15 protein-coding genes and 1 pseudogene are annotated in these 12,341 nt (G+C 60.4%); 9 read left to right on the top strand and 7 right to left on the bottom strand.

The genetic code is table 11. The features are described 5' to 3' along the window. Positions 1-28: 28 nt before the first annotated feature. Together ABFB52_RS13710 and ABFB52_RS13705 are read right to left on the bottom strand one after the other, a co-directional pair. Complete coding sequence (locus ABFB52_RS13710) at positions 29-454, bottom strand: cupin domain-containing protein (RefSeq protein ID WP_129973635.1); 426 nt, start codon at positions 452-454, stop codon at positions 29-31. Between the two features lie 123 nt (positions 455-577). Next, entirely contained in the window at positions 578-1,480 is a 903-nt protein-coding gene (locus tag ABFB52_RS13705; RefSeq protein ID WP_085747394.1) for a transcriptional regulator GcvA, read from the bottom strand. 109 nt (positions 1,481-1,589) lie between these two features. On the opposite strand from ABFB52_RS13705, the gene gstA reads away from it, so the two are divergent. Continuing rightward, positions 1,590-2,204 (top strand): glutathione transferase GstA, encoded by a 615-nt coding sequence (gene gstA, locus ABFB52_RS13700; RefSeq protein ID WP_129973634.1) that lies wholly within the window; start codon positions 1,590-1,592, stop codon positions 2,202-2,204. Positions 2,205-2,355: 151 nt separating this feature from the next. Here the strand turns inward: gstA and ABFB52_RS13695 are convergent. Next, a pseudogene (locus ABFB52_RS13695) lies at positions 2,356-2,550 on the bottom strand (hypothetical protein); the annotation flags it as partial. Positions 2,551-2,707: 157 nt separating this feature from the next. Between ABFB52_RS13695 and ABFB52_RS13690 the strand changes: the two are divergent. Then, positions 2,708-3,304 (top strand): paraquat-inducible protein A, encoded by a 597-nt coding sequence (locus ABFB52_RS13690; RefSeq protein ID WP_011333863.1) that lies wholly within the window; start codon positions 2,708-2,710, stop codon positions 3,302-3,304. Further along, complete coding sequence (locus ABFB52_RS13685; protein WP_129973632.1) at positions 3,301-3,972, top strand: paraquat-inducible protein A; 672 nt, start codon at positions 3,301-3,303, stop codon at positions 3,970-3,972. The genes ABFB52_RS13690 and ABFB52_RS13685 overlap by 4 nt, the downstream gene beginning before the upstream one ends. A 1-nt stretch (position 3,973) precedes the next feature. Here the strand turns inward: ABFB52_RS13685 and ABFB52_RS13680 are convergent, their stop codons facing one another. Then, the gene (locus ABFB52_RS13680; protein ID WP_011333861.1) at positions 3,974-4,723 is read right to left on the bottom strand and encodes a glucose 1-dehydrogenase; all 750 of its coding nucleotides are present in this window, start codon (positions 4,721-4,723) and stop codon (positions 3,974-3,976) included. A 164-nt stretch (positions 4,724-4,887) separates the two neighbouring features. On the opposite strand from ABFB52_RS13680, the gene ABFB52_RS13675 reads away from it, so the two are divergent. From ABFB52_RS13675 to phnE, 6 genes are all read left to right on the top strand, one after another. After that, positions 4,888-5,784 (top strand): LysR family transcriptional regulator, encoded by an 897-nt coding sequence (locus ABFB52_RS13675; protein ID WP_085747398.1) that lies wholly within the window; start codon positions 4,888-4,890, stop codon positions 5,782-5,784. Between the two features lie 116 nt (positions 5,785-5,900). Then, entirely contained in the window at positions 5,901-6,893 is a 993-nt protein-coding gene (locus tag ABFB52_RS13670; RefSeq protein WP_085747399.1) for a zinc-binding dehydrogenase, read from the top strand. 121 nt (positions 6,894-7,014) lie between these two features. Beyond that, on the top strand, positions 7,015-7,869 hold the full coding sequence (locus ABFB52_RS13665; protein ID WP_085747400.1) for a putative selenate ABC transporter substrate-binding protein: 855 nt from the start codon (positions 7,015-7,017) through the stop codon (positions 7,867-7,869). After that, positions 7,866-8,663: an ATP-binding cassette domain-containing protein gene (locus tag ABFB52_RS13660; RefSeq protein ID WP_129973631.1), complete on the top strand. Its 798-nt coding sequence runs from the start codon at positions 7,866-7,868 to the stop codon at positions 8,661-8,663. The genes ABFB52_RS13665 and ABFB52_RS13660 overlap by 4 nt, the downstream gene beginning before the upstream one ends. Further along, entirely contained in the window at positions 8,657-9,484 is an 828-nt protein-coding gene (locus ABFB52_RS13655) for an ABC transporter permease (RefSeq protein WP_085747402.1), read from the top strand. Before ABFB52_RS13660 ends, ABFB52_RS13655 begins: the two co-directional genes overlap by 7 nt. After that, the gene (gene phnE, locus ABFB52_RS13650; RefSeq protein ID WP_085747403.1) at positions 9,481-10,248 is read left to right on the top strand and encodes a phosphonate ABC transporter, permease protein PhnE; all 768 of its coding nucleotides are present in this window, start codon (positions 9,481-9,483) and stop codon (positions 10,246-10,248) included. The genes ABFB52_RS13655 and phnE overlap by 4 nt, the downstream gene beginning before the upstream one ends. A 138-nt stretch (positions 10,249-10,386) precedes the next feature. Here the strand turns inward: phnE and ABFB52_RS13645 are convergent, their stop codons facing one another. The 3 genes from ABFB52_RS13645 to ABFB52_RS13635 all read right to left on the bottom strand — a co-directional run bounded on the left by ABFB52_RS13645 (position 10,387) and on the right by ABFB52_RS13635 (position 12,240). Further along, positions 10,387-10,725, bottom strand: a complete 339-nt coding sequence (locus ABFB52_RS13645) for a hypothetical protein (protein ID WP_346836134.1) — start codon at positions 10,723-10,725, stop codon at positions 10,387-10,389. A 261-nt stretch (positions 10,726-10,986) separates the two neighbouring features. Further along, positions 10,987-11,700 (bottom strand): peptidoglycan recognition family protein, encoded by a 714-nt coding sequence (locus tag ABFB52_RS13640; protein ID WP_085611814.1) that lies wholly within the window; start codon positions 11,698-11,700, stop codon positions 10,987-10,989. A gap of 6 nt (positions 11,701-11,706) precedes the next feature. Further along, positions 11,707-12,240: a PAAR domain-containing protein gene (locus ABFB52_RS13635; protein WP_085747405.1), complete on the bottom strand. Its 534-nt coding sequence runs from the start codon at positions 12,238-12,240 to the stop codon at positions 11,707-11,709. Positions 12,241-12,341: the final 101 nt, after the last annotated feature.

The raw sequence follows: 12,341 nt of genomic DNA, 5'->3' as shown, positions 1-12,341 counted from the left end.
AGATCGGCAGGCCTTTTTTTCAGCGACCTTACTGCTTGAGAATCAGCAGCGGCTCGCCCTTCTTGACGATGTAAGTCGCCAGTTCCGAGCCTTTCTCGTTGCCGACGTTCCGGGCGATATGCGCCACACCCGCCGGGATGAACAGTGAATCACCCGCCTTGAGCGTCACCGGTGCCTGGCCTTCGAGCCGGTATTCGAACGTGCCGCTGATCACGTAAGCCACTTCCACGCCCGGATGCGCATGGTTGGGCGAGGTGACGCCCGGTTCGAAATCGACGCGAGCCTGGATCACCTCGCGATCCGCAGCACCCAGATCCTGACGGACCAGATCGGTACGGCTCAGGCCCTGCTGCCAGCTTTTTGCCGGGGCGGCGGTTTGGGTGTCAGCCGCCTGTGCGAGGCCGGTCAGCGAAACGAGTACGGCGGCAGCGGTCATCAGAAGTGTGCGGCGCATGGTGTTGTCCTCTTGGAAGTCGTGGTGTGTTGGCACCTACTTTGGGCGAGGCCTGTATGCGGGATGTGTCCTGATGACGGGGTTTGTTACCCGTTTGTGTACGGCGGCGCGATGGATACACGCTTATACAAAGGGTTTGGCCAGCACCTGCGATAGCCAGCCTCTGAACGCCACGATCTTTTTCGATTCGGCCTGATCGTGGGGCGTGACGAGGTAGAAGCCGGAAGCGGATTTCAAGCGCAAATCAAACGGCGCCACCAGCCTGCCCGCCCGCAGATCGTCATCGACATAGGTCGAGCGACCGATGCACACGCCCTGCCCGTCAATCGCCGCCTGCACCGCCATCATCGCCAGGTCGAAGGTCAATCGCGGACCCTTGGCCGTCAGCGGTGGCTGGCCTGCCGCGTGCAGCCAATCGTTCCAGTCATTGGCGGTCACGCCGCTGACTTGCAGCAAAGGGTGATGGGCCAGGTCCACCGGTGTATTCAACGGCTTGTCGCCGTTCAGCAGTCGCGGACTGCACACCGGAAAGATCTCGTCGGCCATCAACCAGTCGGCCCGCAGCCCCGGCCAGTTCCCGTCGCCGTAGCGGATCGCCGCATCGATGCCGCCCTTGCGAAAGTCCACCCACTCGGTGGAGGCGCTGATCCGCACATCAATCTCGGGATGCGCCTCGCGAAATGACGGCAGACGCGGCAACAACCATTTGGACGCCACCGACACCAAAGTGCTGATGGTCAGGACACTGTTGTTGCTCGATTCCAGCAGCTTTTCAGTCGAGTAGCGCAATTCAAGAAACGCTGAGCGGATGCCGGGCAAGTAAGCATTGCCCTCCTCGGTCAATGCCAAACCGTCCTTCAAGCGCATGAACAGACGCACGCCAAGCTCATCCTCGAGGCGACGGATCTGATGGCTGATCGCAGTTTGCGTGACGTTCAGTTCTTCAGCGGCGCGGGTGAAGCTCATATGCCGGGCGGCGCATTCGAAGGCGCGCAATCCATTGAGCGATGGCAGTCGGGGGAGCATATGACCTCTTAGAGTCCATGAGATTTTGTCATACGCTAGCACTGCATTTGTCCTTTGCGAAGCGGCGCGGCGATAGCGGATTCTGAGGCTCTACCTGCAAGGAGATCCCATGAAACTGTACTTCGCCCCCATGACCTGTTCGCTGTCGCCGCACATTGTGCTGCGCGAGCTGGAGCTGCCGTTCGAGCTGATCCGCGTCAACAACCAGACCAAGCAAACCGCCGACGGCCGGGACTTTCGCCAGATCAATCCGAAGGGCTACGTGGCCGCGCTGATGCTCGACAACGGTGAAGTGCTGACCGAAGGGCCGGCGATTCTGCAATACCTCGCCGACCTCGTACCCGGTCATTCGATGGCCCCGGCCAATGGCACCTGGGAACGCTCGCGCCTGCAGGAATACCTGAATTTCATCAGTTCGGAAATTCATGGAGGCAGCGCGCCGTTGTTCAGCAGCGAAATCCCGGAAACTACCAAAACGCTCTTCAAACACAAACTGTTCAAGCGCCTGGATTACCTGAACCGCATCCTCGCGACACAGCCCTTTATGATGCAAGTGTTCGGCGTAGCGGATGCCTATCTGTTTACGGTGCTGAAGTGGTTGCCGACATTCAGTATCGCCATCGAAGACTGGCCAGCGCTGGCGAGTTACATGTCGCGCATCGCCGAGCGGCCCAGTGTGCGGGCGGCCATCGCGTCAGAGGAAGCCACGCAACCGGTCGTCTGACATGACCGGTTGCGCCAAGCGCCCTTAATGGGCCGTCGCGCAGTCAGGCGCCCGACTCAGGATCGCTCGCCGGCAGGCCACGCGCCTCTCTGTCTTCATCATCCTTGGCGGTGCTCTGCGGGTTGGCGTCGGCGCTTCCTGAGCGGTTGCCGTCCTGCGGATGCTCGGATCCCACCGAATCGTTGGCCGCCACATCGCTCATGTCTTCTTCCAGTGGCGCTTCATCGTCCGGCGGCAAGGGGACTGGCGACTCATCCTTGCGGGGATCATGGCCGGTTTCATTGTCGGTGGTGCGCGTCACGGCCTGTTGTGACAGGTTGCCGGGTGCATTTTCATCAATGTCCATGGGGTTCTCCGTTCTGCTGCGGGATAGGGGTACCTGAACGTGTGAAACAAGCGCGTGCGGGTAAGTGCCCGTTGTTGGACGAATGGCACCCCGGTTGCCGAATGCCCCAGCGCTTCTATAGTGAAGGGGTTCAAGCCTTCCTTCCGTCGAGCGCCCCATGGCCAGCACCGATCAACTGATCATCTGCGAGCATTGCGACTGCGTGTACGAAAAAGTCGTGCTGGCCAAACACCAGAAGACCCTCTGCGTGCGTTGCGGCGCCGTGCTCCAGCGCTACAACAACCTGAGCGTGGAGCAACGGCTGGCCCTGAGTTTCACCGCGGCGATGCTGTGGCTGTTCGCCAATTTCTACCCGGTGATGAGCATCAGCATGAAGGGCCTGAAAAACAGCGCGACCCTGTGGGATTCGGTGCTGGCCCTGAGTCAGGGGCCGATCACCTTCATGGCGATGGTCGCGGCGATCTCGATCATCATCGCCCCGGCCTTTCAGTTGGTGCTGTTGATCTGGGTCTTGAGCTTCGCCCTCGCCTCGCGCCGTTCACCGGGGTTCAAGCTGTGCATGCGCTGGCTGGAAACACTGCGGCCGTGGAGCATGCTCGAAGTGTGTTTGCTTGGCGCGATGGTCGCGGTGTTCAAACTGGCGGGCATGCTCGACGTCATTCCCGGCATCGGCCTGTTTGCCCTGGCCGTGCTTAGCCTGTTGCTAATCCGCATCGCCGGGCGCGACGTGCGCGAACTGTGGGACATCCTATGAAACGACCACCGACGGCAACCGAACTCAACCTCTGCCTGTGCCACAGTTGCGGGCTGGCCTGCGACATGACTGGCGAACCGCACCAATGCCCGCGCTGCGACGCGCCACTGCACCGGCGCAAAACCAATTCGCTGACCCGCACCTGGGCCTACATGTTCGCCGCGCTGGCGTTTTACGTGCCGGCCAATCTGCTGCCGGTGATGAACACCACCCTGCTCGGCAGCGGCGCCGACAGCACCATCATGAGCGGCGTGCTGGAGTTCTGGGAACACGGCGCGTGGGACATCGCCCTGATCATCTTCATCGCCAGCATCGCTGTGCCGGGGGTGAAATTCGTTGCGCTGACCCTGCTGCTGGTCACCGTGCAACGGGACAGCCATTGGGCACGCAAGGAGCGTTCGAAGCTGTACCGCTTCGTCGAGCTGATCGGCTATTGGTCGATGCTCGATGTGCTGGTGGTTGCGCTGGTGGCGGCGCTGGTGAAATTCCAGGCGCTGGGGGATATCGAGCCTCGCGTAGGGATTCTGTTCTTCGGCCTTGTGGTGGTCTTTACGATGCTTTCGGCGATGAGCTTCGACCCGCGCCTGATCTGGGATAACGCGCCGGACGAAGAAACGGAAAAACCCCGGCACTCGACTGAACAAGTGCCGGGGCATCAAGCAACTTAAATCAGATCTGCGCAGTACCGCCGTCAACGAACAACTCGATGCCGTTGACGAAGCTGCTGTCATCCGAGGCCAGGAACAACGCAGCCTTGGCAATCTCGCTCGGCTCGCCCAGACGGCCGATCGGCACGATAGACGCCAGTTGATCGAACAGCCCCTGGGTGTGTTCCGCCGGCACCAGCCCTGCCAGACCTGGCGTGCGCACCGGGCCAGGGCTGATGGCGTTGACGCGGATGCGCCGTGGTTTCAAGTCCAGCAACCATGAGCGGGCGAAGTTGCGCACCGCCGCTTTACTCGCGCTGTAGACGCTGAAGTTCTCCGTGCCCTGCACCGACGTGGTCGACGAGGTCAGCAGAATCGAGGCGCCATCGCGCAGCAGCGGCAAGGCCTTCTGCACGGTGAACAGCGTGCCCTTCACGTTGGCGTCGAAAATCCGGTCGAAGTGCTCTTCGGTGATCGAGCCCAGCGGCAGCATGTCCCCGCCGCCGGCGTTGGCGAACAGGATGTCGAGGTGCCCGGCCTTGGCGGAAATCTCGCTGTAGATGCGATCCAGATCCTCCAGCTTCGCCACATCGCCCTGAATGCCGATGGCTCGCGGGCCGATGGCGGCGACCGCTTTGTCTAGCTCGGCCTGACGACGGCCAGTGATAAATACGGTGGCGCCCTGGGCGACGAATTCCTGCGCCGAAGCCAGGCCGATGCCGGTGGTGCCGCCAGTGATCAGTGCGATTTTGCCTTCAAGTCTGTTGCTCATGATGAATCTCCAGTAACCGTTTCGAGGTAGGTGACGGGTCGTAGGTGAGCCGTTGGAAGCGACTTTAGGCCGATCGATTGAATTGAAAAATCCGCAAAATCGGTTTTGTTTGTGCACAGACATGCACAATACTCAGCCGTGTCCAATCCACTGAGCCCGAACCGATGAATCAGTTAATGGCGATCCGCACCTTCGCCCGCGTCGTGGAAAGCGGTTCATTCACCAAAGCCGCCGACTCGCTGAACCTGCCGAAAACCACCGTCAGCAAACTGATCGGCCAACTGGAAAACCACCTCGGCGTACGCCTGCTGCAACGCACCACCCGCCGCCTCACCGTCACCGCCGACGGCGCTTCCTATTACCAATTGACCCAACAACTGCTGCATCAACTGGACGACATCGACCAAGGCTTCAGCCAGGCCCAGGGCCTGCCGCGCGGCAAGATCCGCGTAGACATCGGCGGCTCGACCGCGACGATGCTGGTGATCCCCGAACTGCCGAAGTTCTTCGAACGCTATCCGGACATCCAAATTGATTTGGGCGTCAGCGACCGCCCGGTGGACCTGATCAGTGAGCGGGTGGACTGCGTGATTCGCGGTGGTCCGCTGACCGAACAAACCCTGGCGGTACGGCGCCTCGGCGAAGTGTCCTGGACCACCTGCGCCACCCCCGATTATCTGCAACGCCACGGCACTCCGAGCCACCCGCTCGACCTGGCCAGCCATCAGCTGATCGCCTACCGCTCGGCCTCCACCGGGCGCATCCTGCCGTCGAACTTCCAGCGCAACGGCGAACGCCATCAGATCGAAGGCAAAGGCCTGATCAGCGTCAACGAGAGCAACGCGCACCTGGCGGCCGGCCTCGCCGGGCTGGGGATCATCCACACCTTCAGCTACACGGTCAGGACCGCCATCGAGCGCGGCGAACTGGTGCCGATCCTCGAGGACTGGCGTCCGCCGGCCTATCCGTTTCATGTGCTGTATCCGCCGAACCGGCATTTGAGCAATCGGGTGCGGGTGTTCATTGATTGGCTGGTGGAGCGGTTTGCGCAGGTCGATTGAGGTGCTGCGCGAGCATTGCTGACTTTTACGCAAAACACCTTTGACCCAGGGCCGGTTCTTCTCATGCCCGTTGCCACCGATACTGGCGGCCATTGACAGTCATGGGAAACCGCACAATGCAAACCGATTACGCTGCCTGGGCCTGGACGTCCGGCCAAGGGCTGGATGGCCTGACACTGACCCGCAAACCCCTCGTGCAACCCGGCCCCGGCCAAGTGCTGGTGGCCAACCGCGCCATCGCCTTGAACCCGGTGGACTGGAAGATCATCGAGTGGGGCCATCCCGCCTGGAGCACCGGCCGTGTGCCGGGTGTCGACGGCATGGGCGTGGTGGTCGCAGCCGGCGCCGGCGTGACACTGCAACCCGGCAGTCGCGTGGCGTATCACCAATCACTGGCGAGCGATGGCAGCTTCGCCGAGTACTGCCTGCTCGACGCCGCCACCGTGCTGTCGGTGCCCGCCGCGCTCGATGATGCCGCGGCGGCGTCACTGCCCTGCCCCGGTTTGACCGCGTGGCAAGCCGTGGAAAAAGTCCCCGCAAATGGCGCAGCCGATGTGCTGGTGATCGGCGCCGGCGGCGCGGTCGGCCTGCTGCTGGTGCAACTGGCAGTACAACGCGGATGGCGGGTCTGGGCGACCGCGTCCGGCGCGCATCATGCAAAGCTCAAGGCCCTGGGCGCAGTCGGCGTATTCGATTACCGCGAACCGGACTGGCAAACCGCACTCGCAACCAGCCTCGGCGAACGTCGTTTGCATGCCGTATTCGACACGGTCAGCGGCGCTCACGCGGCGAAAATGGCCGACCTGCTGGGCTACAACGGCCATCTGGTGTGCATTCAGGATCGTCAGGAAAGCGCGCCGCTGCCGGCGTTCACCACGGCGATTTCGCTGCATGAAGTGGCATTGAACAGCTTCCACGTCCACGCCAGCCTGCACGATCGCCAGACCTTGCGCCGCAACGGCGAGCAGTTGCTGCAAGCTCTGCTCGACGGCAGCCTGATCGGCCCGGCGCTGCAGATGTTCAACTTCGATGAATTGCCCCAGGCCTTGCGCGCCCTGAAGGACGGCGCGGGTGGCGGGAAATGGGTGACGCGATTGCCCAGCGCCTGACAAGCAACCACGGCCCGACTCCCTCGCAATCGTGCCGTTTCGTCTAACCTGACGTTGCACCCGACGATGATTGCCCATCGACGGGTGCATCGACCTTGATGCCCACGAAACGGAGAATTCCATGCTCAAGCGAACCCTGGCACTGACCGCTGGTCTGGCCCTGTCCCTGTCCGCCGTGCTGGCGCAAGCCGCGGAGGTGTTGAAGGTCAGCGCGATTCCCGATGAAGCCCCGACCGAGCTGCTGCGCAAGTTCGAGCCGCTGGGGTCTTATCTGGAGAAGCAACTGAACATGAAAGTCGAGTTTGTGCCGGTGGCCGACTACCCGGCGGTGGTCGAAGCGTTGGCCACCAACCGTCTCGATCTGGCCTGGCTCGGTGGCTTCACCTTCGTCCAGGCGCAGTTGAAAAGTGATCCAAAGGTCATTCCGCTGGTGCAGCGTGAGCAAGACGCCCAGTTCACCAGCAAATTCATCACCGCCGACCCGAATGTGAAAAGCCTCGCCGACCTCAAGGGCAAGACCTTCGCCTTCGGCTCCGTGTCGTCCACCTCCGGCAGCCTGATGCCGCGCTATTTCATGCTCAAGGACGGCATCAAACCGGAAAGCTATTTCAGCCGCGTCGGCTACTCCGGCGCCCACGACGCCACCGTCGCCTGGGTGCAGGCCGGCAAGGTCGACGCCGGTGTGCTGAACGCCAGCGTCTGGCAGAAACTGGTGGACGCCGGCAAGGTCGACACCCACAAGGTCAAGGTTTTCGCCACCACCCCGGCCTACTTCGATTACAACTGGACCGTGCGCGGCACCCTCGATCCGGCGCTGGCGGCGAAGATCAAAAAAGCCTTCCTCGACCTCGACCCGGCCAACCCCGAGCACAAGAAAATCCTCGACCTGCAAGCCGCCAGCCGCTTTATCGAAACCAGCCCGGACAATTACAAAGGCATCGAGGAAGCCGCCCGCGCCGCCGACTTGCTGAAATGACGCTGCGCCTCAAACAAGCTTTTCTGCACCACACCAATGGCGTGGAGGCCCTGCGTGGCGTCGATTTGCAGATCGAGGCCGGCGAACAGGTGGCGATCATCGGCCCGTCCGGCGCCGGTAAATCCAGCCTGCTGAACCTGCTGGCCACTGCGATTCGGCCCAGCAGCGGCGACATCGAAGTGCTGGGCAAGCGCGCCTGGCATTTGTCCGCGCGCCAACGGCAACGCCTGCGTGCCCGCATCGGCCTGGTGCATCAGGCGCCGCCGCTACCGCCCCGGCAACGGGTGGTGACGGCGGTGCTGGCCGGCAAACTCGGGCAATGGAGCCTGGGCAAAAGCCTGATCAACCTGCTGCACCCACTCGACGTGCCCGGCGCCCGCGCTGCACTGGCGCGACTGGATCTGGCCGACAAACTCTTCAGCCAATGCCAGCAACTGTCCGGCGGGCAGTTGCAGCGGGTCGGTATTGCCCGCGTGCTGTATCAGGCGCCGGAGGTGTTGCTGGCCGACGAACCGGTCTCGGCGATGGACCCGGTGCTGGCCGGGCACACGCTGTCGATCCTGTCGCGCCATGCTCGCGAGCACAACGTGACGCTGGTGGCGAGCCTGCACGCGGTGGAACTGGCGCTGTCGCACTTCCCGCGCATCGTCGGTCTGCGCGAGGGGCAGATCCTGTTCGACTGCCCGTCCGCGCAGGTCAGCCGCGACATGCTCGACACCCTCTACGCCAACGAACAACTGCAATCCCCGGCGCCCGCCGTCACCCCACTGATTGTGCAGATTCCGCGATGCTGAGCGCCGATACCCGCGACCCCGCCGCGCTGCCACGGTTGCTGCTGACCGGGCTGGCGATTGCCTTGCTGTGGCCCGGCATTCAGCTCAGCGAACTGGATCTGGGCGTGCTGTTTCACGCCGACAGCCAGAGTGAAATGGGCCGCTTCGTGTCGATGTTCTGGCCGCCGGCCCATGACCGCGAGTTTCTGCAATTACTGCTCAAAGCCACCCTGCAAACCCTGGCCATCGCCACCGCTGGCATGGCCCTGGCCCTGCTGCTGGCCGTGCCGGCCAGCCTGCTCGCCAGCCGCGCCCTGTCGCTGACCGCCGCCTCCCGCAGCGGCCGCCCGAGCCTGTTGGGCCGCCTGCTGCGCTGGCCGGTGCGCGGGCTGCTGATCTTCCTGCGCAGCGTGCCGGAAATCGTCTGGGCGCTGCTGTTCGTGCGCGCCGTCGGCCTCGGCCCGGCGGCGGGCGTGCTGGCCATCGCCATCACCTACAGCGGCATGCTCGGCAAGGTCTACGCCGAAATCTACGAATCCACCGACCAACGCCCGGCCCACGCCCTGCTCCAGGCCGGCAGCGGCCGCCTCGCCAGCTTCGCCTACGGCGTACTGCCCAACGTCGCGGCGGAACTGCTCTCCTACACCGTCTACCGCTGGGAATGCGCCATCCGCGCCTCGGTGGTCATGGGTTTCGTCGGCGCCGGCGGCCTCGGCCAACAGATCGACCTGTCGATCCGCATGTTCGCCGGCGGCGAAGTCGCCAGCATGCTCCTCACATTCCTCCTCCTCGTCCTCGGCGCCGACCAACTCAGCCGCCTGCTGCGCTGGAGGCTGGCATGAAACGCCTGATCAATTCGGTGCTGATTCTTGCCATTGTCGTGGCCGTCATTGCCTCGTTTACCTACCTGGGTCTCGACCTTGAAGAACTCGGCAGCGCTACCAGCCTGAAACAGATGGGCTTGTATGTGGCACGTTTCCTCAGCCCCGACCTGAGCGCTGACTACCTAAGCGCCATCTTGCGCGGATCGATGGAAACCCTCGCAATGTCCGCCCTCGGCACCCTCCTCGCCGCTGTACTGGGCTTGTTTTTGGCGCTCCCCGCCGCTGGCCGGTTTGGCTGGTTTTTTCAGAGTGCCGCGCGCCTGCTGCTCAATGCCCTGCGCGCGATTCCCGAACTGGTGTGGGCTGCGTTGATGGTGCTGGCGGCTGGGCTTGGGCCGAATGCCGGGACACTTGCGTTGGCCCTGCACACCACGGGCGTGTTGGGGCGGTTGTTTGCTGAAGCACTGGAGAACACACCGCCGGAACCGGCGGATGCGATTCGGTTGCAGGGGGGGAATCCGGTTTTGGCGTTCTGCTACGGCACCCTGCCGAACCTGGCGCCGCAGTTGCTGGCGTACTGTTTGTATCGGTGGGAGAACAATATCCGGATGGCCAGTGTGCTGGGGTTTGTCGGGGCTGGGGGGTTGGGACAGATGTTGTATGTGAGCTTGAGTTTGTTTCAGGAGGCGCAGGCGGGGACGGTGATATTGGCGATGTTGGTGCTTGTGTGGGGGGTGGATTCGTTGAGTGCTTGGAGTCGGGGGCGGTGGGTTAAGGCTTAGGTTGGATGGTCTTTGAAGTGGCTTAAAACAAATATTCGTCGAGGTCCGCGTCCGGCCAATAGCAGCCTTCAAATGACGTCAATCAAACCAAGCCAATTAATTACTATGTTTCAACGCGGGTGCAGACATGCACCCGCTTCAGCCGAAGATGTATACGCAGTCGTCAATGTTTTCTAATTCTTGCTGCGTGTATCGGGCGTTGCCATATTTTCGAATATCCTCTAATACTCCCCTGACAGGAACTGGCTGCGATGCGTCGTCAATCAACTCAATTAAGAACTGATAATCAGGGGCTTTCCCTTTGAGATACTTCTCTACTAGCTCTTTGAGTGCTATTCGAGCTTGCTGATCGGTTAGCATTGTTTCTCCGGAAAAACAGCCCCATTGGTCGCAATCGACAATAGTCGCCAGATGCCCTTCAGAGAAATCTTCGGTTGACAGAGACGACTTACGATTACCTTTGTTTGCACTTTTCAAGCTCGCTTTGACTTTCTAATGTCGTATCCAATCCAAGCCGATACTTGCAATAATCAATAACCAGACTTCGCTCCACCTCGCTTAGCTCACTCAATTTTTTATCATCGGATTCGTACGCGAAAATATTTTCAAACTCCATCTGAAATGTGGGACTTTTCTTAATAAAGAATACTTTTTCCGGATAAGCGTCCTCCATCTTTTCGTAAAAACCTATATAAAGCATGGCGACAATCGTGGTTGATAATATGATTAGCAGCGTTTTCATGATGAAGGCGGTCGCAAAAGTTTGGTTTTAATCCGAAGGTTTCTAACAAGCTCCATGCCGATATTACCAGGGCAAATTTTTCCTTCGCCGGCTTGCATGGGAAATTCACGGTGCCCACCTAACGTCGTCACCCTGAAAACGCTGGTCAGGGCCTGAATCAAGGTCAGAAGGGTATCAATTTGTATGGCAGGAATTTTCTGGTCCATGTTGCCGTTGATGCTTTCGAGGGCTTGGCGAGCAAAAGCGACCATATCGCCACCCTCTTCGGCGGTTGTCAGGTTTTCCAGTAAAACAATACCAATCACACCCGTGTTGTAGTTATGTACGCTTGATCCCTTGAACCGTATGTCACGTCCTTCAAAGACTTTACCCGTACAATCGATACCGTAGTGATAGCCGATATCATCAAACTTAGCCTGATGTTCACTCTGAATCGCGCGCATTTGTCCTGCACCAGCACCGCAGCCTACACTTCGTCCTGCGTGGTGAAGGGCGATCATCGAGTAGTCCCAGTCATCCACCATTTCACCTTTTGCTTTATGTGCTCCCCATGATGATCGTTCTACAAACTCGCACTTGTTTTTGCTGAGTAGTCTGATGATCGCTTCTCTAGTGGCAGCTCTATCATTGACGGTGATAATCGTGGGAGCAACTGGCACAGCGGGTTTGACTTCAGTCGCTTTTGCTTCAGTAGTAAATTGTTCAGCCATTCTGGGTCAGTCCGTTAGTTCGTTAAGCGTCCGAGCTGGAGAAGTGAAATCAATGCTAATGGAAATATTGGCATCTTTGGCTGGGGTTTTGATCTTTGCTATCCCGGCGCTGTCGGTAACACCTGTAATCTTTTGACCATTTACAGTGGCAGTGAAACTTCTTCCGACTAGAGGTTGACCAGTCTCGCTATCAACGATGCTGAAAGTATGCCCATAGGTTTTCTGCAGTAAAAGCGGGAGTGGAGGCGTGAACGGTGCAGGATTATGGGAGTCGCCGATGATCACCGTACCCGAACCACCAATAACTACGTCGCCGTGTGTGCCGACGGTTCCCACCAGCGCGGCATTCTTGCCATTGATGAACACCGTCGCAGACACTGCCGAGTCCAAAGCGCTGCCGCAGGTGCAAGTGTCGCCTTTCCTTGCAGCTGCGAGGCCGTCAAAAAACACATCGGGAGATCCGGACGCAATGGCTTTGGGCCCGTGCCCAGGCATAGGGCAACTGGTGGGGTCAGTTATGCGTGCAGCTGGCTTTGCCATGTATGACTTCCTGTCTACGATTTTTCCAAGGGCGACTGTATCAGAGTTGCGTAGAGCAGTGGCTCAAGGCATCGCTCTGGTGGGCATATCGGCGATAGCTT

Origin of the sequence: Pseudomonas sp. 9.2(2024) (genome assembly GCF_039695385.1) — a bacterium.
Classification (GTDB): domain Bacteria; phylum Pseudomonadota; class Gammaproteobacteria; order Pseudomonadales; family Pseudomonadaceae; genus Aquipseudomonas; species Aquipseudomonas paraglycinae.
The sequence above is the reverse complement of the archived record's forward strand: the minus strand, read 5'-3'. Positions and strand labels throughout refer to the sequence as shown.

Excerpts from the sequence above, each read along its gene's own strand:
- ABFB52_RS13665 (WP_085747400.1), top strand. The coding sequence starts at position 7,015 with ATGCTCAAGCGAACCCTGGCACTGACCGCTGGTCTGGCCCTGTCCCTG.
- ABFB52_RS13680 (WP_011333861.1), bottom strand. The coding sequence starts at position 4,723 with ATGAGCAACAGACTTGAAGGCAAAATCGCACTGATCACTGGCGGCACC.
- gstA (WP_129973634.1), top strand. The coding sequence starts at position 1,590 with ATGAAACTGTACTTCGCCCCCATGACCTGTTCGCTGTCGCCGCACATT.
- ABFB52_RS13635 (WP_085747405.1), bottom strand. The coding sequence starts at position 12,240 with ATGGCAAAGCCAGCTGCACGCATAACTGACCCCACCAGTTGCCCTATG.
- ABFB52_RS13690 (WP_011333863.1), top strand. The coding sequence starts at position 2,708 with ATGGCCAGCACCGATCAACTGATCATCTGCGAGCATTGCGACTGCGTG.
- ABFB52_RS13710 (WP_129973635.1), bottom strand. The coding sequence starts at position 454 with ATGCGCCGCACACTTCTGATGACCGCTGCCGCCGTACTCGTTTCGCTG.
- ABFB52_RS13685 (WP_129973632.1), top strand. The coding sequence starts at position 3,301 with ATGAAACGACCACCGACGGCAACCGAACTCAACCTCTGCCTGTGCCAC.
- ABFB52_RS13670 (WP_085747399.1), top strand. The coding sequence starts at position 5,901 with ATGCAAACCGATTACGCTGCCTGGGCCTGGACGTCCGGCCAAGGGCTG.
- ABFB52_RS13660 (WP_129973631.1), top strand. The coding sequence starts at position 7,866 with ATGACGCTGCGCCTCAAACAAGCTTTTCTGCACCACACCAATGGCGTG.
- ABFB52_RS13705 (WP_085747394.1), bottom strand. The coding sequence starts at position 1,480 with ATGCTCCCCCGACTGCCATCGCTCAATGGATTGCGCGCCTTCGAATGC.
- ABFB52_RS13640 (WP_085611814.1), bottom strand. The coding sequence starts at position 11,700 with ATGGCTGAACAATTTACTACTGAAGCAAAAGCGACTGAAGTCAAACCC.
- ABFB52_RS13655 (WP_085747402.1), top strand. The coding sequence starts at position 8,657 with ATGCTGAGCGCCGATACCCGCGACCCCGCCGCGCTGCCACGGTTGCTG.
- phnE (WP_085747403.1), top strand. The coding sequence starts at position 9,481 with ATGAAACGCCTGATCAATTCGGTGCTGATTCTTGCCATTGTCGTGGCC.
- ABFB52_RS13675 (WP_085747398.1), top strand. The coding sequence starts at position 4,888 with ATGAATCAGTTAATGGCGATCCGCACCTTCGCCCGCGTCGTGGAAAGC.